The 22,203-nt window shown below is 32.2% G+C and carries 24 protein-coding genes; 3 read left to right on the top strand and 21 right to left on the bottom strand.

Annotated elements, in window-relative coordinates:
• Window positions 1-67 precede the first annotated feature (67 nt).
• From fabF to CCE28_RS13420, 9 genes are all read right to left on the bottom strand, one after another.
• The gene (gene fabF, locus CCE28_RS13460; RefSeq protein WP_095134247.1) at window positions 68-1,303 is read right to left on the bottom strand and encodes a beta-ketoacyl-ACP synthase II; all 1,236 of its coding nucleotides are present in this window, start codon (window positions 1,301-1,303) and stop codon (window positions 68-70) included.
• 27 nt (window positions 1,304-1,330) lie between these two features.
• Complete coding sequence (gene fabG, locus CCE28_RS13455) at window positions 1,331-2,074, bottom strand: 3-oxoacyl-[acyl-carrier-protein] reductase (RefSeq protein ID WP_095134246.1); 744 nt, start codon at window positions 2,072-2,074, stop codon at window positions 1,331-1,333.
• 11 nt (window positions 2,075-2,085) lie between these two features.
• Window positions 2,086-3,030 carry an ACP S-malonyltransferase gene (gene fabD / locus CCE28_RS13450; protein ID WP_095134245.1) on the bottom strand — a complete coding sequence of 315 codons (945 nt, stop codon included), beginning with the start codon at window positions 3,028-3,030 and terminating at the stop codon, window positions 2,086-2,088.
• A 13-nt stretch (window positions 3,031-3,043) separates the two neighbouring features.
• Complete coding sequence (locus CCE28_RS13445) at window positions 3,044-4,042, bottom strand: beta-ketoacyl-ACP synthase III (protein ID WP_095134244.1); 999 nt, start codon at window positions 4,040-4,042, stop codon at window positions 3,044-3,046.
• Complete coding sequence (plsX, locus tag CCE28_RS13440; RefSeq protein WP_095134243.1) at window positions 4,032-5,042, bottom strand: phosphate acyltransferase PlsX; 1,011 nt, start codon at window positions 5,040-5,042, stop codon at window positions 4,032-4,034. Before plsX ends, CCE28_RS13445 begins: the two co-directional genes overlap by 11 nt.
• Before the next feature lie 13 nt (window positions 5,043-5,055).
• Window positions 5,056-5,616 (bottom strand): transcription factor FapR, encoded by a 561-nt coding sequence (fapR, locus tag CCE28_RS13435; protein WP_095134242.1) that lies wholly within the window; start codon window positions 5,614-5,616, stop codon window positions 5,056-5,058.
• Window positions 5,617-6,015: 399 nt separating this feature from the next.
• Entirely contained in the window at window positions 6,016-6,195 is a 180-nt protein-coding gene (gene rpmF / locus CCE28_RS13430; RefSeq protein WP_095134241.1) for a 50S ribosomal protein L32, read from the bottom strand.
• 13 nt (window positions 6,196-6,208) lie between these two features.
• Window positions 6,209-6,706 (bottom strand): YceD family protein, encoded by a 498-nt coding sequence (locus CCE28_RS13425; RefSeq protein WP_095134240.1) that lies wholly within the window; start codon window positions 6,704-6,706, stop codon window positions 6,209-6,211.
• 196 nt (window positions 6,707-6,902) lie between these two features.
• A complete protein-coding gene (locus CCE28_RS13420; protein ID WP_095134239.1) occupies window positions 6,903-8,099 on the bottom strand; it encodes an acetate/propionate family kinase in 1,197 nt (398 codons plus the stop codon).
• 233 nt (window positions 8,100-8,332) lie between these two features.
• Between CCE28_RS13420 and CCE28_RS13415 the strand changes: the two genes are divergently transcribed.
• Together CCE28_RS13415 and ylbJ are read left to right on the top strand one after the other, a co-directional pair.
• Entirely contained in the window at window positions 8,333-9,562 is a 1,230-nt protein-coding gene (locus CCE28_RS13415; RefSeq protein WP_095134238.1) for a nucleotidyltransferase, read from the top strand.
• A gap of 97 nt (window positions 9,563-9,659) precedes the next feature.
• On the top strand, window positions 9,660-10,910 hold the full coding sequence (ylbJ, locus tag CCE28_RS13410; RefSeq protein WP_095134237.1) for a sporulation integral membrane protein YlbJ: 1,251 nt from the start codon (window positions 9,660-9,662) through the stop codon (window positions 10,908-10,910).
• A 2-nt stretch (window positions 10,911-10,912) separates the two neighbouring features.
• Here ylbJ and CCE28_RS13405 read toward each other — a convergent pair whose 3' ends face one another.
• From CCE28_RS13405 to CCE28_RS13375, 7 genes are all read right to left on the bottom strand, one after another.
• Complete coding sequence (locus tag CCE28_RS13405; protein WP_095134236.1) at window positions 10,913-11,359, bottom strand: ATPase; 447 nt, start codon at window positions 11,357-11,359, stop codon at window positions 10,913-10,915.
• Between the two features lie 18 nt (window positions 11,360-11,377).
• Entirely contained in the window at window positions 11,378-11,863 is a 486-nt protein-coding gene (coaD, locus tag CCE28_RS13400; protein WP_095134235.1) for a pantetheine-phosphate adenylyltransferase, read from the bottom strand.
• A 2-nt stretch (window positions 11,864-11,865) separates the two neighbouring features.
• Window positions 11,866-12,420, bottom strand: a complete 555-nt coding sequence (gene rsmD / locus CCE28_RS13395) for a 16S rRNA (guanine(966)-N(2))-methyltransferase RsmD (protein ID WP_095134234.1) — start codon at window positions 12,418-12,420, stop codon at window positions 11,866-11,868.
• 261 nt (window positions 12,421-12,681) lie between these two features.
• Complete coding sequence (locus CCE28_RS13390) at window positions 12,682-12,885, bottom strand: alpha/beta-type small acid-soluble spore protein (RefSeq protein WP_095134233.1); 204 nt, start codon at window positions 12,883-12,885, stop codon at window positions 12,682-12,684.
• A 171-nt stretch (window positions 12,886-13,056) separates the two neighbouring features.
• Complete coding sequence (gene recG, locus CCE28_RS13385) at window positions 13,057-15,108, bottom strand: ATP-dependent DNA helicase RecG (RefSeq protein WP_095134232.1); 2,052 nt, start codon at window positions 15,106-15,108, stop codon at window positions 13,057-13,059.
• 97 nt (window positions 15,109-15,205) lie between these two features.
• Window positions 15,206-16,798 (bottom strand): DAK2 domain-containing protein, encoded by a 1,593-nt coding sequence (locus CCE28_RS13380; protein WP_095134231.1) that lies wholly within the window; start codon window positions 16,796-16,798, stop codon window positions 15,206-15,208.
• Between the two features lie 18 nt (window positions 16,799-16,816).
• Window positions 16,817-17,173, bottom strand: a complete 357-nt coding sequence (locus tag CCE28_RS13375; RefSeq protein ID WP_095134230.1) for an Asp23/Gls24 family envelope stress response protein — start codon at window positions 17,171-17,173, stop codon at window positions 16,817-16,819.
• Window positions 17,174-17,387: 214 nt separating this feature from the next.
• Between CCE28_RS13375 and rpmB the strand changes: the two genes are divergently transcribed.
• Window positions 17,388-17,579 carry a 50S ribosomal protein L28 gene (rpmB, locus tag CCE28_RS13370; RefSeq protein ID WP_095134229.1) on the top strand — a complete coding sequence of 64 codons (192 nt, stop codon included), beginning with the start codon at window positions 17,388-17,390 and terminating at the stop codon, window positions 17,577-17,579.
• A 38-nt stretch (window positions 17,580-17,617) separates the two neighbouring features.
• On the opposite strand, the gene CCE28_RS13365 is transcribed toward rpmB, so the two are convergent.
• The 5 genes from CCE28_RS13365 to pknB form a co-directional block, all read right to left on the bottom strand.
• Window positions 17,618-17,797, bottom strand: coding sequence for a hypothetical protein (locus tag CCE28_RS13365; protein ID WP_095134228.1), 180 nt, complete (start codon window positions 17,795-17,797; stop codon window positions 17,618-17,620).
• A gap of 303 nt (window positions 17,798-18,100) precedes the next feature.
• On the bottom strand, window positions 18,101-18,736 hold the full coding sequence (locus tag CCE28_RS13360; RefSeq protein ID WP_095134227.1) for a thiamine diphosphokinase: 636 nt from the start codon (window positions 18,734-18,736) through the stop codon (window positions 18,101-18,103).
• A gap of 15 nt (window positions 18,737-18,751) precedes the next feature.
• Window positions 18,752-19,405 carry a ribulose-phosphate 3-epimerase gene (gene rpe, locus CCE28_RS13355; RefSeq protein WP_095134226.1) on the bottom strand — a complete coding sequence of 218 codons (654 nt, stop codon included), beginning with the start codon at window positions 19,403-19,405 and terminating at the stop codon, window positions 18,752-18,754.
• A 2-nt stretch (window positions 19,406-19,407) separates the two neighbouring features.
• Window positions 19,408-20,280, bottom strand: a complete 873-nt coding sequence (gene rsgA / locus CCE28_RS13350; protein WP_095134225.1) for a ribosome small subunit-dependent GTPase A — start codon at window positions 20,278-20,280, stop codon at window positions 19,408-19,410.
• Window positions 20,273-22,192 carry a Stk1 family PASTA domain-containing Ser/Thr kinase gene (gene pknB, locus CCE28_RS13345; protein ID WP_095134224.1) on the bottom strand — a complete coding sequence of 640 codons (1,920 nt, stop codon included), beginning with the start codon at window positions 22,190-22,192 and terminating at the stop codon, window positions 20,273-20,275. Before pknB ends, rsgA begins: the two co-directional genes overlap by 8 nt.
• Window positions 22,193-22,203 lie beyond the last annotated feature (11 nt).

Genomic DNA, 22,203 nt, shown 5'->3' with positions numbered 1-22,203 from the left:
ACTTTTAAATTTTAAATATTAATCGGGAGTTTAGCAACTCCCGAAGATTTTTTATCAAGCTAATTGCTTATTTATATTTTTTTAGTAATATGGTTGCATTATGTCCACCAAAACCTAGTGAGTTAGATAATGCATAATTTACTTCCATCTCTCTTCCCACATTAGGAACATAATCTAAATCACATTCTTCATCTGGAGTTGTATAGTTAATAGTTGGTGGTACAAAATTTTCATCAATAGCAAGAGCACATACAATTGCTTCTACTCCCCCAGCTGCTCCTAATAAATGACCTGTCATAGATTTTGAAGAACTAATTGCAATGTCCTTAGCATGATCCTTAAACACAGTTTTTATAGCCGCAGTCTCATTCTTATCATTCATTGGAGTTGAAGTTCCATGGGCATTAATATAGTTTAATTCATTAGGATCCACATTTCCATCCTTTAATGCATTCATCATTGATCTTGCAGCACCTTCTCCGCCTGGAGCTGGAGCTGTAATGTGGTATGCATCCGCACTCATTCCATATCCTACTATCTCAGCATATATATGAGCACCTCTATTAAGGGCGTGTTCTAATTCTTCTATTACAAGCATTCCTGATCCTTCACCCATTACAAATCCACTTCTGTCTTTATCAAATGGTCTGCTAGCCTTTTCTGGCTCATCATTTCTAGTACACAAAGCTTTCATATTAGCAAACCCAGCTATACTAAGAGGTGTTATTGAAGCCTCAGTACCTCCTGTAATCATAATGTCTGCATCATTTCTTTGGATTGCTTTAAAAGCATCCCCAACAGCGTTTGTAGATGAAGCACACGCTGTTACAACTGTTGTATTCGGTCCTTTTGCCCCTAAAGCCATAGATATATGTCCAGAAGCTATATTAGTTATCATCATTGGTATAAAAAATGGACTTACTCGGCCTGGACCCTTGTTAGACATTTTTTCAAACTCCTTCTCAAAAGTTTGAATTCCACCTATACCAGAACCTATTATTACTCCAAATCTTTCCTTTTCCACTTTATCTAAATCTAATTTAGCATCTTCTACTGCAAGTTTTGAAGCAGCAATTCCAAATTGAGTAAATGTATCCATTCTCTTTGCTTCTTTCTTCTCAAAAAATCTAAGTGGATCAAAATCTTTAACTTCTCCAGCAATTTTCACTGTATGATTTTCAGTATCGAAATTAGTAATCATTCCAATTCCACTCTTACCTTCTTTAATGTTTTTCCAAAATTCTTCTTTTCCAATTCCTACTGGTGTAACTGCACCTATTCCAGTAACTACAACTCTACGCATATTAATAACCTCCCATATGTCTTTTAATTACATTACCATTCCACCATCTACATTAATTACTTGACCTGTAATATAGTTAGCTCTTTCTGAAGCTAAGAAAGCTACCGTATCTGCCACTTCTTCTGGCATTCCTGCTTTACCAACTGGAATTTTCGCTAACATTTGCTCCTTTATAGCCTCAGGTAGTGCATCAGTCATGTCTGACTTTATAAGTCCAGGAGCCACTGCATTAACAGTTATTCCTCTAGTTGCCAATTCCTTTGCTACAGATTTAGTAAATCCAATTAATCCAGCCTTTGAAGCAGCATAATTTGCTTGACCAACATTTCCTGTAATTCCTACTACTGATGTTATATTTATTATTTTTCCACTTCTTTTTCTCATCATTTTTCTACCAATTATTTTAGTACAATTAAAAGCACCCTTTAGGTTTACTTCCATTACTTTATCCCAATCTTCTTCAGTCATTTTAATCAAAAGTTTATCTTTTTCAATTCCTGCATTATTTACTAATACATCTATATTTCCAAACTTTTCTTCTGCTTTTTTAACAAGTTCTTCTATTTGACTAAGATCTGCTACATTAGCTTGTAGGGCAATGGCATCTCTTCCCATTTCCTTTATTTCATTTACTGTTTCTTCTGCCTTTTGAGAATTACTTGTATAATTAACTACTATATTAGCTCCAAATTCAGCTAGTCTTAAGGCAATAGCCTTCCCTATTCCTCTAGAACCACCCGTTACTAGAGCCGTTTTTCCATTTAAATTCATAAACTTACCTCCTACCCTTTTAACACATCAATTGTATCATTTAATGTCTTCATATCGGAAACATTGTATGTATTCACTTTTGTCCCAAGCTTCTTAGCTATTTTCTTTATAAATCCACTTAAAGATTTTCCTGGACCTATCTCTACAAAAGTGTCTACTCCATCATTAATCATTTTTTCCACATTGTCAACCCATAAAACAGACTTGCTTACTTGTTGTACCAGGAAGTCTTTAGTGTCATCCAATGTATAATATTTATTCTGGGCATTACTAAGAACTGGCATATTTCCTTCTCTTAATTCTACATTGTCTAATTCACCACTTAGTTTTTCTCCTGCAGGAATTAACATAGAACAGTGAAATGGTGCACTTACAGGTAATATCACTGCCTTCTTAGCTCCCTTTTCCTTGGCAATTTCACAAGCCTTTTCTACAGCTTTTACTTCACCTGATATTACAATTTGACCTGGCGAATTAAAATTGGCTGCCTCTACTACACCAAATTCTTTAGATAAATCTAGTACTTCTTCAAGTACTTCCTTGTCCATACCCAATATGGCTGCCATAGTTCCTACTCCTAGTGGAACTGCTTCTTGCATATATTTACCTCTCTTCTTAACTAAAGCCACTGAATCTTTAAAGTCCATCATGTTAGCTATAACTAAAGATGCATACTCGCCTAAGCTAAGTCCCGCACTTACATCTGGCTTAATTCCTTCATTCTCCAAAATTTTACTCATGGCAATGCAAGTAGTTAATATGGCTGGCTGAGTATTTTCTGTCTTTTTTAACTCTTCCTCTGGCCCTTCAAAGCAAAGTTTCTTCATGTCATATCCAACGGCCTCACTAGCCTGCTCGAAGATTTCACTTGCCATTTCATAGTTTTCACATATTTCTTTTCCCATTCCCACGTATTGTGCTCCTTGTCCTGGGAATACAAATGCTATTTTACCCATATTTAAATCCCCCTTACTTATTCCATTTAATTAAGCATGAACCCCACGTTAGTCCTGCTCCAAATCCTACAAGTACTACTAAATCATCTTTCTTTATCTTTCCAAGTTTAACAGCTTCATCTAGTGCAACTGGTATTGATGCACCTGACATATTTCCATATTTATTTAAATTAACATAAAACTTGTCATTACTTAGTTTTAATTTCTTAGCAGCAGAGTTAACAATTCTAATGTTAGCTTGATGTGGAACTAAGAAATCTATATCTTCTACTTTATGCCCAGCCTTTTCTATAACTTCAATGGAAGCCCTACCCATAGTTCTAACGGCAAATTTAAATACTTCACTTCCATCCATGCGAATGTAATGAAGTCTATCAGCAATTGTTTGTTCACTAGCAGGCATAGTTGCACCACCAGCTGGAATTAACAAGGATTCTCCACCCGTTCCATCGGCTCCCATAGTCATAGAAAGAATTCCCTTTCCATCTTCCACAGGACCTACAACAGCAGCTCCAGCTCCATCTCCAAATAGTATACAAGTATTTCTATCTTCCCAATCTAAAAATTTTGATAAAACTTCCGCTCCAATTACTAATATATTTTTATACATGCCTGTAGCAACAAATTGTCTAGCCACTGTAAGTCCATATACAAACCCTGAGCAAGCTGCTTCTAAATCAAAAGCAGCAGCATTCTTTGCTCCTATTTTGCTTTGAACTATACACGCCGTAGACGGTATTAACATATCTGGTGTTAATGTGGCTACTATTATTAGATCAATGTCCTCTGGACTTAAGTTTGCATCCTCTAATGCCCTCTTAGCTGCTATAGCAGATATATCTGATGTACTTTGCCCTTCACTTACTACTCTACGTTCTTCTATTCCCGTTCTTGAAACTATCCAGTCATGAGAAGTGTCTACCATTTTTGCTATATCGTCATTTGTAACTATCTTTTCTGGTACATAACTTCCTAATCCTAATATACCTGCTGATATTAATTTATTTTCCATCTCTTTCAACTCCTATTCTTTCGATTTCTTTTCCTATTGTATCTATTACACCACTTTGTGCAAAAACTTTAGCCTTTTTAACTGCATTCTTTATAGCCTTCGCATTAGAACTTCCATGTGCCTTAATAACAGGTTTTTTCACTCCTAAAAATGGAGCTCCTCCATATTCTGTATAATCTAATTTCTTCTTAAAGGACTTTAATGCAGGTAGCATAAATAGTGTTCCCAGTTTAGATAATAAACTACCGCTAAGTTCCTTTTTTAGAATATCCGTTATGGTTTTAGCCACACCTTCTGTTAGCTTTAATATGACATTACCAACAAAACCATCACATACAATTATATCTACTACTCCTTCTGGCAATTCTCGTCCTTCCACATTACCATAAAAGTTTATATGGCTATTCTTAAGAACTTCATAGGTTTCCTTAATCATACTGGTTCCTTTAGATGATTCTTCACCAATATTTACTAGTCCAACTGATGGATTCTCTTTATCTAGTACATATTTAGAATACACAGATGCCATAATACTAAATTCTAATAAATTTCTAGGCTTACACTCTGAATTAGCCCCTGCATCCACTAATAAAGATACATCCTTTTTAGTAGGATATACAGTAGTAATTGCAGGTCTATCTATACCTTCTATTCTACCTACTTTCAATAAACTTCCTGCCAATATAGCTCCTGTATTTCCTGCAGAAATAAATGCATCTACCTGGTCATCTTTTAACATATCAAATCCTACTACCATGGAGGCATTCTTTTTTCTTTTAATTGCCCTAACAGGTTTATCAGTATTCTCTATAACTTCATCTGCATTTACTACATTTATTTTATTTTCATCAAAAGTATATTTTTTCAATTCTTTTTTCAATATTTCAGATTTACCAATTAAGTATATTTCTAACTCACTATCTTCTAATGCTTCCACACAGCCCTTTACAATATCATGGGGCGCATTATCTCCACCCATTCCATCTACAGCTATACGCATATTTTCACCTCTTTTACTCTTCTATGGAAACTAATATAAATTTCCCTCTAAACACTTGCTTGTCTTTTACATTTATCTTTACATGGACAAAATACTTATTTCCTCGTACCTTTACTACTTCCCCTCGTGCTATTAACTTTTGTCCTGATATGACGGGAACTATGTATTTCATATTAGCTACTCCAGTAAGAGCTACCTTTGCATCTATTATGGCCATGGCTAAAGACTCTGCCATGGAAAAAATATGATGACCTCTTACCACCTTAGTTTTTTCAAATGCTAATTCTTTATTTGTTTCTAATATGGATATACCTCTTTCATTTGGCTTTATTTCTATTAGTTCTCCAATTATTTCTTCTTCTCCTAAACTTTTAACTTTAGAATGATTCTTTTGGGCTACATTCTTTATTCGTTCTCTTAATTCGGGTATTCTCAATTCTAATCTATCTAAACGTATAGTTTGTATGCTAACTTTAAAATATTCACTCAATTCTTCATCCGTAACAAAAGGTTGTTTTTTTATCATCTCTAACAATTCCTTTTGTCTTAATGACTTTGGCTTTCTTCCTGCCATTTTCATTTCACCTCTTTAGTACCTCGAATTAGTACCTACTACTAACAACTACTATACAATACTTTTATTAATAAATCAACTTCTATTATTACGGCTTTTAGAATAATTCTATAATCTATTATTAATATAACCATATATAAAATAAATTTTAGCCCATTCTTTAAATTTCATTTAAAAAATAAGCTAAAATTCATTTTTAATAAAAAAGGCATACTTCGTATGCTTCGTTATGGAACCCTATGGTTCCCTTCGACGATTGCTCTCGCAATCTGAATACCCTCCTTTAAAGAGGCAGGGGATGTTCCCCTACAACCCCTACTTTTTTTTATATATAAGGATATTATAATATCCTTATATATAAAAAAAGTAGTAATGATTTTATCATTACTACTTTAATTACTATTGTACTGCAACAACCTCTTTGTTCTTGTAGTGCCCACACTTTTTGCATACTCTGTGTTGTAGCTTTGGCTCATGACATTGTGGACATTCAACAACATTTGTTGCTGTCATTTTTATGTTAGATGCTCTTCTCTTATCTCTTCTTGCTTTAGAAGTTTTACGCTTAGGTACTGCCATTATTTCCACCTCCTTAATCATTAAGTAACAAATCTTTTAATTTAGCTAATCTGGGGTCAATTTGATCACTTTCACAATCACATTGTTCTTTGTTCAAATTCACACCACATGCTAAACATAATCCTTGACAATTTTCGTCACAAACAAGTTTCATAGGCATATTTAAAACCAATACGTTATCAACGACCTCAGTTATGTCTAGACGATTTTTATTAATATAATAATAGTCTTCCATTTCCTCTTCATTGATAGTTAATTTTTCATGAATATGATTTTCAATATCCATTTGAAACTTTTGTAGGCATCTATGGCATATACATTCTGCCTTAGTTTTTATATCTGCCTCTAAGTATATAGAGTCATCATCATGGAATATTTTTCCTTTTAAAGAAACAGGACTTATGATCTCTATTTCTTCATTTATCATTCCAATTTCACCTACAGGAATAGTTATATCTAAATCTATAGACTCTTTCCTTTTTTCTATTAACTCATTTAAGGTAATTTTCATATGATCTCACCTCGTCACATTAACAGATTTAATTATACAAACGTAGAAAAGATTTGTCAAGTAAAAATACTTGATAGTTCACAATACTTTTTTTGTTACAAAAAGGTGGGCTATACCCACCTTTTAAATTATTTTAAGTAACTACTATTATTATGATCCTAGTTACCCTATAAAAATCAGTTTTTTTAGTTGATTTTTATTTTAATAACTCTTGAGTATCTTTAGCTATCATAAGTTCTTCATTCGTAGGTATAACTAATACTTTAACCTTTGAGTCATCTGCGCTTACTACAGCTTCCTTACCTCTCATATTATTCTTCTCAGCATCAACTTTTACTCCCATGAATTCTAATCCTTCACAGATTTCCTTTCTATTTGAGGCTGAGTTTTCACCAAGACCTGCTGTAAATACAATAGCATCTACTCCACCCATTACAGCAGCATATGATGCAATATATTTCTTAACTCTTCTATCGAAAATCTTAAGGGCAAGGTCTGCTCTTTCATTTCCATCACCAGCAGCATTTTCTATATCTCTAAAGTCACTGCTTACTCCTGATATACCAAGTACTCCAGACTTCTTATTTAATACATTGTTTATTCCCTTAGTATCTAATCCTTCTTTATCCATTACAAAAGGGATTATAGCAGGGTCTATATCTCCACAACGAGTTCCCATTACTAAACCTTCAAGTGGAGTTAATCCCATACTAGTATCTACACATTTACCTCCATCTATAGCAGCTAAACTAGCTCCATTTCCTAAGTGGCAAGTAATTACCTTTAAGTCTTTTAAGTCTTTTCCTAACATGGCACTTACTCTTTCAGATACGTATCTATGGCTAGTTCCATGGAATCCATATCTTCTTACTCCGTGTTCTTCATATAATTCATAAGGTAGCGCATATAAGTATGCTTCCTTTGGCATCGTTTGATGGAATGCAGTGTCAAATACACCCACATTAGGTACCTCAGGCATTAACTCTTTAATAGCGTTGATTCCCATTATGTTAGCAGGGTTATGTAGAGGTGCTAATTCAACACATTCTTCCATAGCAGCCATTACTTCATCAGTAATGATTACAGAACCATTGAACTTTTCTCCTCCATGAACTACTCTATGTCCTACAGCAGAGATTTCAGATAATTCTTTAACTGCTCCATGCTTTTCGTCTACTAAAGCGTCTAATACTAATCCTAGAGCTACTTTGTGATCTTTCATTTCTTGTTCTATTACAACTTTTCCTTCAACACCTTTAGCTTCGTGTTTTAATACAGAACCTTCGATTCCAATTCTTTCCACCAAACCTTTTCCTAATACCTCTTGATTTTCCATGTTAATTAATTGATACTTTAAAGATGAACTTCCACAGTTAATAACTAATACTTTCATTGTTTGCTCCTCCTCGTTATGTGAATTTCCCTAAAATCCTCACAAAAAAAATTCATTATACCATTTTTATTATAATCTACTGGTGAATTTTTTCAAGTATTTATGCAAATTTATTTACTTTCTTTGATAATATTAGACAATTTTAGTAATATTATATATGTAAACTTAATGAGTATTTTATTTAAACATTATGACTAATTATTTTAATTTCTATTCATGGAGGTAATTTAAGTATGAATGTAGTTGGAATTGTGGCTGAATATAATCCCTTTCACAATGGACATAAATATCATTTAATAGAATCTTTAAAAAATACTAAAGGAACTCACTCTATAGTAGTTATGAGTGGTAATTTTCTTCAAAGGGGAGAACCTGCCATATTAGACAAATGGACTCGAGCTAAAATGGCTATTGATGAAGGTGTAGACCTGGTTATAGAACTACCCTTTGTGTATGCTTGTAATAGTGCTGAATTTTTTGCCTTTGGTGCTGTTTCCCTTTTAAATAGTATGAACATTGTAGATTCCATAAGCTTTGGAAGCGAACTAGGTAATGTGGATGATTTGACAAGAATCAGCAAGGTCTTAAACGAGGAACCTGATGAATATACCCATTATTTAAAAGAGTTCTTAAAGGAGGGTATTTCCTATCCTGCTGCTAGAGAAAGGGCTTTATTTAAGTACTTTAATGAAGATAGTCTGTCAAATATTATAGGTTCTCCTAACAACATATTGGGCATTGAGTATATAAAATCTCTACTAAAGCTAGGTAGTTCTATTACACCATCTACAGTGAAAAGATATAAGGCTGGTTATCATTCTAAAGAGTTATATGGCAATATATGTAGTGCTACTGCCATAAGAAAACTTTTACTTGAAAATCCATGCGATGAAACTTTAAAAGGTGTAATGCCTAGTGAAAGTTACAAAGTACTACAGAAATCTTTAATAGAATATTATAAACCAGTTTTTTATAATGACTTTAGCCAAATGATTATTCAAACTTTAAGAAAATCTTCTCCAGAGTATTTAAGAAATATTGTTGATGTGGGAGAGGGCTTAGAAAATAGGCTTAAGTCCAGTGCAACTAAAGCCATCCATATTGATTCTTTATTAGATAATGTAAAGACTAAAAGATATGCACTTACTAGAATTCAAAGAATTTTGATTCACTCTTTAATGGGATATACAAAGGATACTCTAGACTGTTTTAGGAATACAGGACCCCTTTATGCTCGTGTACTAGGTTTTTCTCCTAAAGGTACAGAGTTACTTAAAGCCATGAAAGAAAAATCTTTGGTACCAATACTCACTAATATAAATAAACAATCCATTGATTCTAAGGCCTTATCCATGCTTTCTTTGGATATTTTAGCTACAGATTTATACACCTTATCAATTGCAAATCCAAATCTACGTTACGGAGGCTATGATTACTATAATAGACCTTATATGAAAAGATAATTTTTATAAAAAGTACTAATTCAATTTTTCCCACAATAAAATATTATAGGTATTTTTAGTTTTACCTTTAGGTCATAAAATATTGTGGGAGGAATTTATGTTCATTTTTATAACTATTGTCCTTATATTTTTATTGTTTATATACTATCCACTTATAATTCGTAAAGCCTTATTGCTTTTACTCATATTATCATTTATATGCTCTATTGCTCTAAATCCTAAGGTATCCTATGAAGGCGCCAAATTAGGTGTATCCACTTGGATTAATGTGGTACTTCCTGCACTACTTCCATTTTTCATTGGGACAGAAATGCTCATACGATTAGGCTTCGTTCGCTTTATAGGCACTTTGTTAGAACCCATAGTAAAGCCCATATTTAACGTTCCTGGTGAAGGGTCTTTCATATTTTTAATGAGCATTGCATCTGGCTATCCCATGGGAGTAAAATTAACTTCCCAATTACGAGAAGACAATCTCATTTCCAAGGAGGACGGTCAAAGATTACTCTCCTTTTGCAGTACTTCTGGCCCCCTTTTCATCCTTGGTGCAGTAGCTATAGGTATGTTTCAAAATAAATCCTTAGGCATATTGATTTTAATTTCCCATTATCTAGGATCCTTAATGACAGGTTTTACATTTAGATTTTATAAAAAATCTAAATCTAATAATTTTTCATTAAATAAAACCACTTATTCTGGGAAAATTAAAACTTCCCTTTCATACATGAAAAATACCAACAATTCATTTGGTGTAATATTTTCTGAATCTGTAAAAAAGGGTATGGAAGTTCTATTTGTTATAGGTGGTTACATCATTTTGTTTTCAGTTTTAATTCAAATAATAAAGCATGGCAATATAATTGAGGCACTTACTATTAAAATAAGCTCTATGCCCCTTTTAGGCTCTCTAGATAGGAAAATATATACAGCCCTTATAAGTGGCTTTATTGAAATAACTGTAGGATGTAGAGAATTATCTTTGATAGAGTCTTTATCCTTTAGAAATCAAGCTGTTTTTGCATCATTAATAATTTCATGGAGCGGTTTATCTATACATGCCCAATCATTAAGCATTATATCTAAAACAGATTTAAGTTGCGGCATATATATCTTTAGTAAGGTTATACATAGCTTTTTTTCTGCTCTTTTGGCTTTTTCATTATGTATTTTCTATCCCCATGGTCTCTTTACTTCAAAAGGCGTATTTAATGACTTATATGAACCTATTTTCAGCTTAGGTTTTATGGCAAAATTCAAATATTCATTTTTCTTATTTTTACATTTTAACTTGGGCCTATTATTGTTAGGACTATTCTTTATAGTTATTTCCAAAAAAAATAGGGTATGAGATTATCTCATACCCTTTAATTCATTTCTATTCTCTTTAATAGTGCCTAGCATATTTTCTAATTGACTTTCCATATTAAGTAAAAGTTCATCTGTATATTGTCTAGCGCCAATTCTCATTTCCTTAGCACTTTCCTGAGCCTGTGCAATTATTTCTTCTGCCCTCTTTTGAGCTTGCTTTGTTACCTCATCCTTTTCCACCATTTGCTCTATATGATCCTTTGCATCATCAATTATATTATCGGCTTCATGTTGTGCTTCTATAAGAATTTTTTGTCTTTCTTCCTTAATCCACACGGCCTGTTTTACTTCATCTGGCAATTGTAGCCTTATGTCTTTAATTATTTCTAATATTTCATCTTTATCTACAAAGGTTTTTCCTGCAAAGGGAATAGACGAACTACTTTCTATTATATCCTCTAACTCATCTAATAGCTTTAAAACATTCATAAATTGCACCCCCTTTAACTATCGTGCATCTTTAAACTTTTTTCTCATTGCATCAATTACATAATCTGGTACTAGACCTTCAATACATCCATTTAATTTAAAAGTTTCTTTTACTATGCTAGAGCTTAAGTAGGAATACTCACTACTAGTCATCATAAACATAGTTTCAACATTTTTATTTAACTTTTTGTTCATCAAAGCCATTTGAAACTCATATTCAAAATCAGATACAGCCCTTAATCCTTTTATAATTACATCTGCCTTCTTCACATTAACATAGTCTACTAATAAACCACTAAAACAGTCTATTTCCACATTTGGAATATCCTTTGTGGCTTCTTTTAAAATATTTATTCTCTCTTCTATGGTAAACAGCGGATTTTTAAAAGGATTGTTTAATACTGCCACCACAACTTTGTCTACAACATGTGAAGCTCTCTTAATAATGTCTAAATGTCCATTAGTAACTGGATCAAAGCTACCTGGACATATGCCTATTTTCACCGTTACTCCTCCTTCTTATAAATGGATATTAAAGTATTTCCATATTTTTTCTCTTTATATTTATAAAATCCTGCTATATTTTCTATTAAAATATCTTTTACATCATGTTCTATTAAAATAATTCCATCCTCGGTTAAAATCTCACTATTATATATTTTTTCTAGGGATGGCTCAATAAAACCTTTTAAATATGGTGGGTCCATAAATATAATATGAAACTTTTCACCTTTAGTGCTTAGTTTACTTATAGCAGCATCTACATCACAATATAACACAGTACTTTCCTTTTCAAATCCCATGTTTTCTAAATTTTCTTTTATAGTTTTAATACTATTTTTATCATTATCCACAAAGACTCCATATTCTGCACCTCGACTGATAGCCTCAATACCTAGCGCTCCTGTTCCAGCAAATAAATCTAATATTTTGCTATCTTGTATGTAAAAATTTATAATACTGAATATGGATTCTTTTACCCTATCTGTTGTAGGTCTAGTATTTGTTCCTTTAGGAGAATTCAATCTTCTTCCTCTGGCTCTTCCTGAAATGACTCTCAACTATCTCTCTCCTCTCATTATTATATTTTAGCATATATGTAAAAGATAGACAAAATCTAATTAATATAAACTAGAATAATTAATATTAATTTTACACATAATTAATATTGAAAAGCTTTTAAATCAAATTCCCCTTGAAGCTTTTTTCTTCATTTCTCCTCTCCCAATACTGGTGATTTTCACCAGTATTTTTTTTATACTTTAAGCTAAATAATAAGAGAAGAGGCTTAGCCTCTTCTCTTATTATTTAGTCCTTATTTCCTATTTTCCTGATAATTGTTGCTCAGCCATTTCAACTAAACGTTTAGTCATATATCCACCAACATAACCGTTTTGTCTTGCTGTTAAATTTCCCTTATCCATTCCTTGATAATCGCTTAATCCTAGTTCATTAGCGATTTCATACTTCATTTGACTTAATGCTGCCTTAGCTTCTGGTACAGCTTTTGTATTACCATTATTCATTAAGTTTCACCTCCTATTGCCTTGTACTATTAATTTAACCAATATTAGATAAATTATATCTAGTAGTTTTTTACTTTTCTACCAACTGGTAGCAATAAGAGGTTTTATAAGTACATCCTTCAAAAAATTATATCCTTATACAGTTTTCATTAATTTACTACTTTCTATACACTATAAACTAATGTTTTCTATAAACTTTCCAAATTCATTTATTATCTTCTTTTTTAATCCTTCATATTTTTCAGATTTTAAAACTGGATCTTCTTTAATTATTATCTCAGCTTTCTTTTGAACTAATTTTAATATTTTCATATGCCTAAATAAATTTGCCATTTTAAGTTGAGGAATACCATGCTGTATAGTTCCAAAAAATTCTCCTGGTCCTCTAATTTTCAAATCTTCTTCTGCTATTATAAAACCATCATTAGTTTTAGTCATTATTTCTACCCGTTCCTTAGCCACAGGACTTTTCCCATTGTTAATGAGAATACAATAGGATTGATATTCGCCTCTTCCAACTCTACCTCTCAACTGATGTAATTGAGCTAATCCGAATCGTTCACTATTTTCTATAACCATTATGGATGCATTAGGTACATTAACTCCTACTTCTATAACTGTAGTTGCCACTAATATGTGAACTTCTCCATTTTTGAATCTATTCATTATTTCTTCTTTATCTTTATTTTTCATTTTACCATGTACTAGACCTACATTATAATCTTTAAAATAATGCTCCTTTATATTCTCATAAATTTCAGTGGCTGAATTTATCTCTAAGGTTTCTGATTCTTCCACCAGAGGAGCAACCACATAAGCTTGTCTACCTTTTTCTACCTCTTTTTTAATAAATTCATATACTTTTCCCTTATCCTTTTCTGTACTTCCATAAGTCTTGATTTCTTTTCTTCCAGGTGGAAGTTCATCTATAATAGATACATCTAAATCCCCATATAAAATAAGAGCTAGAGTCCTGGGAATAGGTGTAGCTGTCATAACTAAAATATTAGGGTTAATTCCCTTTTTAGCAAATACATTTCTTTGATTTACTCCAAATCTATGTTGTTCATCTGTTATTACTAGTGCCAAGTTTTTAAATTCTACCTTATCTTGTATTAAAGAATGAGTCCCTATTACAATATCCACATTGCCATTTTTTAAATCATTTAAAATTTGTTCTTTCTTTTTAGCTTTAGTACTTCCCGTTAATAACTCCACCTTCACATCTAAACCTTCATATAGTTTAATACAACCTTCATAATGCTGTTGTGCGAGTATCTCAGTAGGAGCCATAAGAGCTCCTTGATATCCATTAAAAACAGCTTCTAGCAAAGAGATTAACGCCACAACAGTTTTACCAGATCCTACATCACCCTGTACAAGCCTATTCATAGGTTTATCACATTCTAGATCCTTTTTTATTTCTTCCACTACATTCCTTTGTGCACCTGTCAATTGAAAGGGAAGAGATTTTATAAAATCATCCACTTCATTTTTATGCTTAAATGATACTCCCTCTTCATTTGCAATTTGATTTTTCACCATAAAAAGAGCTAATTGGAGTAGTAGTAATTCTTCAAAGACCAAGCGATACTTAGATATTTTCATTTTCTCAATAGACTGTGGAAAATGTATATTTTTCAGAGCATACTTAATATCACATATTCTATACTCATTCCTAATACATTCAGGAATATATTCATCTACAATAGTTATATGGTCTTGTATAACTTTATATGTTAATTTGCTCAAATCGTTTTGATTAAGGCCCCTAGTCAAATTATATATGGGCATTATATGATTTTTATATTCGGTTTCGTTAAACTTATATTCGGGATGGGTAATTTGCAAACCTGAAAAACTTTTTTTAACTTCACCATACAAATAAACTTCTCTACCAATGTGAAATAAATTTTTAATAAAGGGAGAATTAAAAAAAGAAATACGAATTTTACCCGTATTATCTTCTCCTATACACTTATACACTTTCAATCCTTTTCTTACTTTGCTCTCTTCTATATTAGAGTTTATTCTAACTTTTATTAAATATTTTCCGGATTTATTGATTTTATTTAAGCATATTAAATCTTTTCTCGCCTCATAATCCCTTGGAAAATAATAAAGGATATCCTCTACAGTGTGTATATTAATATTATTTAAAAGGCTTGCTTTTTTAGGTCCCACCCCTTTTAAATATTGTATGGACTCTTTTAAACTGCTCAACCTTTATCCCCTCCAATCTTTAGTTATTATATAGGTTAAATTCTTTTAATTCAATAACTTTATTAAAATAAAAGGAAATGATGCATAAGCTCATTTCCTACTCTACGGAAAATATATAATAGTACAGAGGTTGCCCACCATAATACACTTCCACATCACAATCCTCAAATTCCTCTTCTATTTCTTCTGCTAACTTGTCCGCTCTTTCTTTTTCTATATCAGAACCATAAAATAATGTTATTATTTCACTATCTTCATCAACTATATTTTTCAACAGTTTATGGGATTCATTTTCAATTTCACTTCCAACTGTTACAATTTCACCATCAGATATTCCTAATATATCTCCCTTTTTAATGTCTATATCTTTAAAGGTAGTCTCTCTGACAGAGTAAGTTATTTGTCCCGTTTTAATATCTTTCATGGCTAAATTCATATTTTTTTCATTTACATCCACTTCATTTTCTGGATTATATGCCACTACTGCCCCTATTCCTTGGGGAATTGTTTTTGTAGGTATAACTATTACATTTTTCTCACTTAACGCCTTTGCTTGGTTTGCCGCTAAAATTATATTGCTGTTATTAGGTAATATAAATATATTCTCTGCATTAATACTGTCTAAAGCTTCTTTTATGTCTTGAGTACTAGGATTCATAGTCTGACCACCAGCAATAACCTTATCCACATTTATATCTTTGAATATATTTTCTATCCCCTCACCCATGGCAACAGCTACTATTCCATACTTTTTTAAGTCCTTTTTTTCCAACCTATTTTCATGCTGGTATCTCATGTTATCTATTTTAACATCCACAAGCTGACCTAATTTTAATCCTTCTTCAATTACATTTCCAGGATTGTTTGTATGTATATGGACCTTTACTAGGTTTTCATCTCCAACAACTAGCATAGAATCTCCCATGTTCATTATTTTCTTTTTTAAATTTTCCACATTAGCATTAGTTGATTTTATTATAAACTCTGTACAATATCCAAATTGGATAGATTTATCTCCATGAATTTTTAGATTAGATTTCTTTTCTCTTTTTGTAGTTTCTTCTATGATGATTTTTCCAGTTAGCGCTTCATAAAAACCATTTAAAATAAATATTAGTCCCTTTCCACCTGCATCTACTACACCAGCTTCTTTTAAAACCTTCAACATATCAGGTGTTTTTGATAAAACTTCTTCTCCGTGATCTATAACCATCTCTAACATTCTACATATATCTTCTTCTATTTCTCCAATTTCCATTGCCCTTTCACTAACACTTCTTATTATAGTAAGTATAGTCCCTTCTATAGGCTTCATAACAGCACCATAAGCCGTATCCGATGCCATGTGAAGTGCTTTGGCAAAGTCGCCCACATCTAAGGTTTCTTTACCTTTACAAGCCTTGGAAAAGCCTCTAAAAATTTGTGATAGTATTACACCAGAGTTTCCTCTAGCTCCCATCAAGGATCCATTGGCAAGGGCTTTTGCTACAGCCTCTACATTTCCATTCACTACACTTTCCACTTCATCCTTTGCAGAATTCATAGTTAAGGACATATTAGTTCCTGTATCACCATCAGGCACAGGGAATACATTTAAGTCATCTACAAACTTTTTATTCCTTTCTAGTACTTGGCATCCCCTAACAACCATATTCTTTAGCTGCTTTCCGTCTATATATTTAATTTTCAAAATTAGTACCTCCTTAAATTACTTTTGTACTCTCACATCTTTTACATTTATATTTACTTTTTCTACTTTTAGTCCTGTTGTAGTTTCTACATTATATTTTACCTTGTCCATTACATTTTGTGCAACAGTACCTATCCTAGTACCAAATTGAATAACAATATATAAATCTATAGATAACTTATCACCATCAGATTCTATTCTTACTCCTTTACTCATATTTCCTCTTCTTAAAAGTTCCGTTAATCCACTAGCGGCTGATTTGGAAGCCATACCAACTAGACCATAACATTCCATAGCAGACATTCCTATAATTTCTGAAATAACATTTTCATCTATGTGGATATTACCTAAATCATTTTTTAACTTAGCACCCATTAAAATCCTCCTTTTACAGTATATATATAAATAGTATATGTTTAAATCATATATATATATAGTTTATTTTATCTTAAACAAAAAACCTATTCAACAATTTAAAATATTTTTATTAAAATATTTTCATCTTAAACCTTGCATACACCAGGCATAGTGTGGTAAAATTATGATGTTTGCTATTAAGCTACGATCACTTGAAGGAGGTGTTATATAGATGTCAAAAGTATGTGATGTATGTGGAAAGGGAAGAATTTCCGGAAACGCTGTAAGTCACTCAAACCGTCATTCTAGAAGAGTTTGGGGTGCTAACATAAAGAAGGTAAAAGCTATCGTTAATGGATCACCAAAGAGAGTTAGCGTGTGTACAAGATGCCTTCGTTCTAACAAAGTAGAAAGAGCTATATAGTTCATAAAGTCTGCCTTATGGTAGACTTTTTTTACTATCTAATATTTACAAAATAGTTTGTATCCTAAGAAAATTAAAAATATTCCTATAAAAGCTACCCATGCAGTAAATGGTAAAAACATATAGGCTAATATGATTATCCCAACAACAATTAATAAACCACCTAAAAATCTTTTATCTAGTTGTCTCCACAAAGAATTATATAGTTTTCTTTTCATAATCACTTCCCCCTTATATAATTTTCAGAACTAGAAGTATCAATACTATAAATAAAAATACTAGGATTCCATACCAAATTCCCAATGGCACGAATTCAATTAATAATACACTTCCAAACAGCGCAAGTATTACTCCTAAAAACCTTTTTAATAGAATTCTTTTCCCAACATATCACCCCATTTTATGCATATATTGATTATACTATTCAATCCATGGCATAAATGTGAAAGATTTTAGAATTATTAAAAATTACAAGTAAAAAAAGTGCAACTAAAGTTTTTATCCTTAGCCGCACTTTCATTTTAATCCTCTGATATTATTAGTAACAAATGTCCTTTTTCTATGGTTATAATCCCTTCAGACTCTTTTAACCTATTGCTGACCCCTCTAGATGACCCCATTAATATATCTTCTTTATATAAAGGGTATTCAAAGCCTTTTAATGTTATTCCTTCAACTTCTCTAGTAAGGGGAATTATAGAGACGTTCTTGTCCTTGTCACAGGTAATAACTTCCCTATTTAAAACAACTGTAATTTCATTTTTTTCATTAACCATTTTAGCTTTTATTCCTCGTTTAACTAAGGGTAATAGTAAAGTCACATTAGCAATAGTATGATCCATTCTGGTGCCAATGCCCCCTGTTATAACCATTTCCTTAGCCCCCCTATCCAGGGCGTAACTTATGGCTAGTTCCATATCAGTAAAATCTTTTTTAGGCGGAAATCTAAAAAACTCCACTCCATTTTTCTCAAACTCAATTCTACTTTTTTCATCAATAGAATCCAAATCTCCCACAATTACATTTGGGACCCTAGAAATTTTACTAAGATATTTAGCACCGCCATCAGCACATATTACAAAATCACATTCGTCCATAAGTTCTTTCAAAAAGTTTAAATCATTAATAGTTCCATTAGCAATTATTAAAAATTTCATTTTTTCACCTGTCGTTTATTTTATTTCTTCTCTAAAACTTCTTACTGACTCTTCTACATTATCTGCTCCAAATATGGCCGAACCTGCCACAATCACATTAGCCCCTGCCTCTACCACTTCTTTAACATTATCTACTTTTATTCCTCCATCAACTTCTATGTCTATGTTAAGACCTCTAGCATCTATCATTTTCTTTAATTCTCTTATTTTATCTTTAATTGCAGGAATAAACTTTTGTCCTCCAAAACCTGGATTAACAGACATTAAAAGAACCATATCCACATCATCTAATATATACTCTAGATGATTAAGAGGAGTTCCTGGATTTAATGATACACCTACTTTTACCCCATAGGATTTTATCAACTGAATAGTTCTATGTATATGGGTACAAGCTTCTAAATGTACTGTAATAATATTAGCCCCACCGTCTACAAATTCCTTTATATACCTATCTGGTTCGTCTATCATAAGATGTACGTCTAATATAAGATTCGTGATCTTGCTTACACTTTTAAGAACCACTGGACCTATACTTATATTAGGCACAAATTGTCCATCCATCACATCTATGTGTAACATATCCACTCCTGCTTTTTCTACTTTCTCTATATCCTCTTTAAGATTTGCAAAATTTGCTGATAAAATTGATGGTGAAAGTTTTACCATTTCTAATACCTCCTATTTTTCTGTATTTCCTTTAAAAGATGTAAATAATTATTGTACCTTGATTCACTTATTTCTCCATTTTCAACAGCGTCTTTTATAGCACACTCCGGTTCACTTATATGTTTGCATCCTGTATATTTACAATCACCTATTAATGGCTCGAATTCTTTAAAATAATATTGTAGATCCAATTCTTCAACAAAATCTAAATCCAGAGAACTAAAACCTGGTGTATCTAAAACCCATCCCCCAAATTCAAGTTTCAATAATTCGACATGTCTAGTAGTATGTTTTCCCCTTTTATTTTTCACACTAATTTCTCCTGTTTTTAATTGCAAATCAGGTTGTGTTGCATTTAAAAGAGAGGATTTCCCTACTCCAGATGGCCCTGCAAAAACAGTTATTTTATCCTTCAATATATGTTTAAATTCCTCCACACCAGAATTTAACTTAGTACTAGTTTCCAAAAGCTTATACCCTGTTTTATTATAGATTTCTTTTAATTCATTTAATTCTCCCTCACTTAAATCTACTTTATTAAAGCATATTACTATATCTAAATTTTCTCGTTCTGCCATCACTAAAAATCTATCTAATAGCAAGATATTAGGATTAGGTCTTTTTACGGCAAATACTATAACAGCTTGATCCACATTTGCTACAGGGGGCCTTATTAATTTAGTCTCTCTATTTTCTATTTCCTCAATCATACCTTTATCGTCATGAGATATGGATATGCCTACCTTATCTCCTACTAATGGTATTATCTTCTCTTTTCTAAACTTCCCCCTAGCCCTGCATTCATACATTTTGCCATTTCTATCCTGTATATAGTAAAATCCGCCTATCCCCTTTGTAATAATACCTTTAATCATCTATATTCCCCGTTTCAAAATCTATTTGCTTATCTGCTATTAGAACATCGTCAAAATATATATCTATGGAGGCTTTTCCTCTTCCTTCAATGGCAATTTTTTCTTTACCGCTCATAGATTTATTATGCATTTTATCATGAACAACAATTGGTATACCATTTTGGATTTTAACTATTTTCAATCTGAAATTTTCATTATTAGCTTGGTCATAATACAATCTAAATGAAATTGACTTCATCTGAAACTCATCTTCTTCGGAAGGTTGTCTTATAGAGCTACCTTCACTAACACTTAAGTTAACAACTTGATTTTCTTCTACTTCCGTGCCACCTTTAAGATTTTGCCAAATAACTATGTCCTTTTCTTCTTCACTTTCCTTGTATTCAACCTTACCAAGTATAAGACCAGATGCTTCTATGGTCTTTTTAACTTCCTTAAGGGGCTTTCCTACCAACGTAGGCATTAATATGGTCTTTGTTTGAATTCCTTGACTTACTACCAAATTAATCTGGGAATCAATTTCAACCATTTGTCCACCCCTAGGCTCTTGATCAACAATTATTCCTACAGGCATAGAACTATATTCATATTTAACCTTACCTTCTTTTAATTTTGCATTTTCCAAGGTTATATCAATACTCTCAATGTTTTTGTTTATTAAGTTTGGAGCTTCTACTAATTCTTTTCCCTTACTGAGTATTAAATTTACTGGATATCCTTCTTTTCTCTTAATTCCTTCCTTAGGGTCTTGTTCTATTACATATCCCTTTTCATATTCATTGCTAAATCTGGTAGTGGCTGCCTCTGCCTTTAGACCCAGTTTTAATAATTCTTTCTTAGCATCATCTTCACTTAATCCTACTACACCAGGTACATTTACTTCTTTTACAAATAATATATCCTTAAGATATATACCCCCTACTGTTACCATTAGAGCACTTACAAAAGCTAATAATATGGCTGACCAAATTATCACTCGATTATTTTCTTTTTTATTTTTTTTACTCTTACTTATGATCTGCTCTTCATCTATGGCAGGAATCACCACTGTAGGGGAATCTCCCTTATCTAATAAGTCCACAAAGTTTCCCATTGGCTTTTGTAGTGCTATATCTAAATCCTTATATAATTCCATGGCATTTTCATATCTTTTGCTTTGTTCCCTTTGTGTTGCTTTCAATATTATATCAGCTAAAGCTTTTGGAATACTTTTATTTACTTTTCTTGGATCTTGCACCTCTTCATTTATGTGTTTCAATGCTACACTAAGAGGTTTCTCCCCTTCAAAAGGCAATGTGCCCGTGGCCATTTCATAAAGGACTATTCCCAAAGAGTAAATGTCTGATTTTTCTGAAATGTACCCTCCTCTAGCTTGTTCTGGAGAGAAATAATGAACTGATCCTATAACATTTCCCGCATTGGTTATTGTAGATGAAGTTACAGCTCTAGCTATTCCAAAATCTGTTACCTTTGCCGTATCATTTGAAGTTACTAAAATATTATGGGGTTTAATGTCCCTATGAATAATATGGTTACTATGGGCATGTTCAAGAGCTAGGGCTATTTGTTTACCTATCTTGATTACTCTATTAGAATTCAATGGACCTTCTTCTTTAATAATTTGCTTTAAAGTCTTATTCTCCACATATTCCATAACTATATAATCCGTATCATTTTCTTTCCCCACATCATATATATTTACAATATTATGATGGGACAAACTAGCAGCTGATTGAGACTCTTGTCTAAAAGATTTGATAAATTCCTCATCACTTTCAAACTCTGGTCTTAGTATTTTTACAGCAACATATCTATTTAAAAGGTTACATTTGGCCTTATACACTAAAGCCATTCCACCTCCACCTATTCTTTCTATTAATTCATATCTATCTCCTAAAACTTTTCCTATCATTTTTTCACCTC

Source organism: Anaeromicrobium sediminis, assembly GCF_002270055.1.
Taxonomy (GTDB): Bacteria; Bacillota; Clostridia; order Peptostreptococcales; family Thermotaleaceae; genus Anaeromicrobium; species Anaeromicrobium sediminis.
This window is presented reverse-complemented; position numbering and strand designations above follow the sequence as displayed.

Excerpts from the sequence above, each read along its gene's own strand:
- fabF (WP_095134247.1), bottom strand. The coding sequence starts at position 1,303 with ATGCGTAGAGTTGTAGTTACTGGAATAGGTGCAGTTACACCAGTAGGA.
- fabG (WP_095134246.1), bottom strand. The coding sequence starts at position 2,074 with ATGAATTTAAATGGAAAAACGGCTCTAGTAACGGGTGGTTCTAGAGGA.
- fabD (WP_095134245.1), bottom strand. The coding sequence starts at position 3,030 with ATGGGTAAAATAGCATTTGTATTCCCAGGACAAGGAGCACAATACGTG.
- CCE28_RS13445 (WP_095134244.1), bottom strand. The coding sequence starts at position 4,042 with ATGGAAAATAAATTAATATCAGCAGGTATATTAGGATTAGGAAGTTAT.
- plsX (WP_095134243.1), bottom strand. The coding sequence starts at position 5,042 with ATGCGTATAGCTGTAGATGGAATGGGTGGAGATAATGCGCCCCATGAT.
- fapR (WP_095134242.1), bottom strand. The coding sequence starts at position 5,616 with ATGGCAGGAAGAAAGCCAAAGTCATTAAGACAAAAGGAATTGTTAGAG.
- rpmF (WP_095134241.1), bottom strand. The coding sequence starts at position 6,195 with ATGGCAGTACCTAAGCGTAAAACTTCTAAAGCAAGAAGAGATAAGAGA.
- CCE28_RS13425 (WP_095134240.1), bottom strand. The coding sequence starts at position 6,706 with ATGAAAATTACCTTAAATGAGTTAATAGAAAAAAGGAAAGAGTCTATA.
- CCE28_RS13420 (WP_095134239.1), bottom strand. The coding sequence starts at position 8,099 with ATGAAAGTATTAGTTATTAACTGTGGAAGTTCATCTTTAAAGTATCAA.
- CCE28_RS13415 (WP_095134238.1), top strand. The coding sequence starts at position 8,333 with ATGAATGTAGTTGGAATTGTGGCTGAATATAATCCCTTTCACAATGGA.
- ylbJ (WP_095134237.1), top strand. The coding sequence starts at position 9,660 with ATGTTCATTTTTATAACTATTGTCCTTATATTTTTATTGTTTATATAC.
- CCE28_RS13405 (WP_095134236.1), bottom strand. The coding sequence starts at position 11,359 with ATGAATGTTTTAAAGCTATTAGATGAGTTAGAGGATATAATAGAAAGT.
- CCE28_RS13390 (WP_095134233.1), bottom strand. The coding sequence starts at position 12,885 with ATGAATAATGGTAATACAAAAGCTGTACCAGAAGCTAAGGCAGCATTA.
- CCE28_RS13375 (WP_095134230.1), bottom strand. The coding sequence starts at position 17,173 with ATGGGTGCTAAGTTAAAAAATGATTTAGGTAATATCCACATAGATGAA.
- rpmB (WP_095134229.1), top strand. The coding sequence starts at position 17,388 with ATGTCAAAAGTATGTGATGTATGTGGAAAGGGAAGAATTTCCGGAAAC.
- CCE28_RS13365 (WP_095134228.1), bottom strand. The coding sequence starts at position 17,797 with ATGAAAAGAAAACTATATAATTCTTTGTGGAGACAACTAGATAAAAGA.
- CCE28_RS13360 (WP_095134227.1), bottom strand. The coding sequence starts at position 18,736 with ATGAAATTTTTAATAATTGCTAATGGAACTATTAATGATTTAAACTTT.
- rpe (WP_095134226.1), bottom strand. The coding sequence starts at position 19,405 with ATGGTAAAACTTTCACCATCAATTTTATCAGCAAATTTTGCAAATCTT.
- rsgA (WP_095134225.1), bottom strand. The coding sequence starts at position 20,280 with ATGATTAAAGGTATTATTACAAAGGGGATAGGCGGATTTTACTATATA.
- pknB (WP_095134224.1), bottom strand. The coding sequence starts at position 22,192 with ATGATAGGAAAAGTTTTAGGAGATAGATATGAATTAATAGAAAGAATA.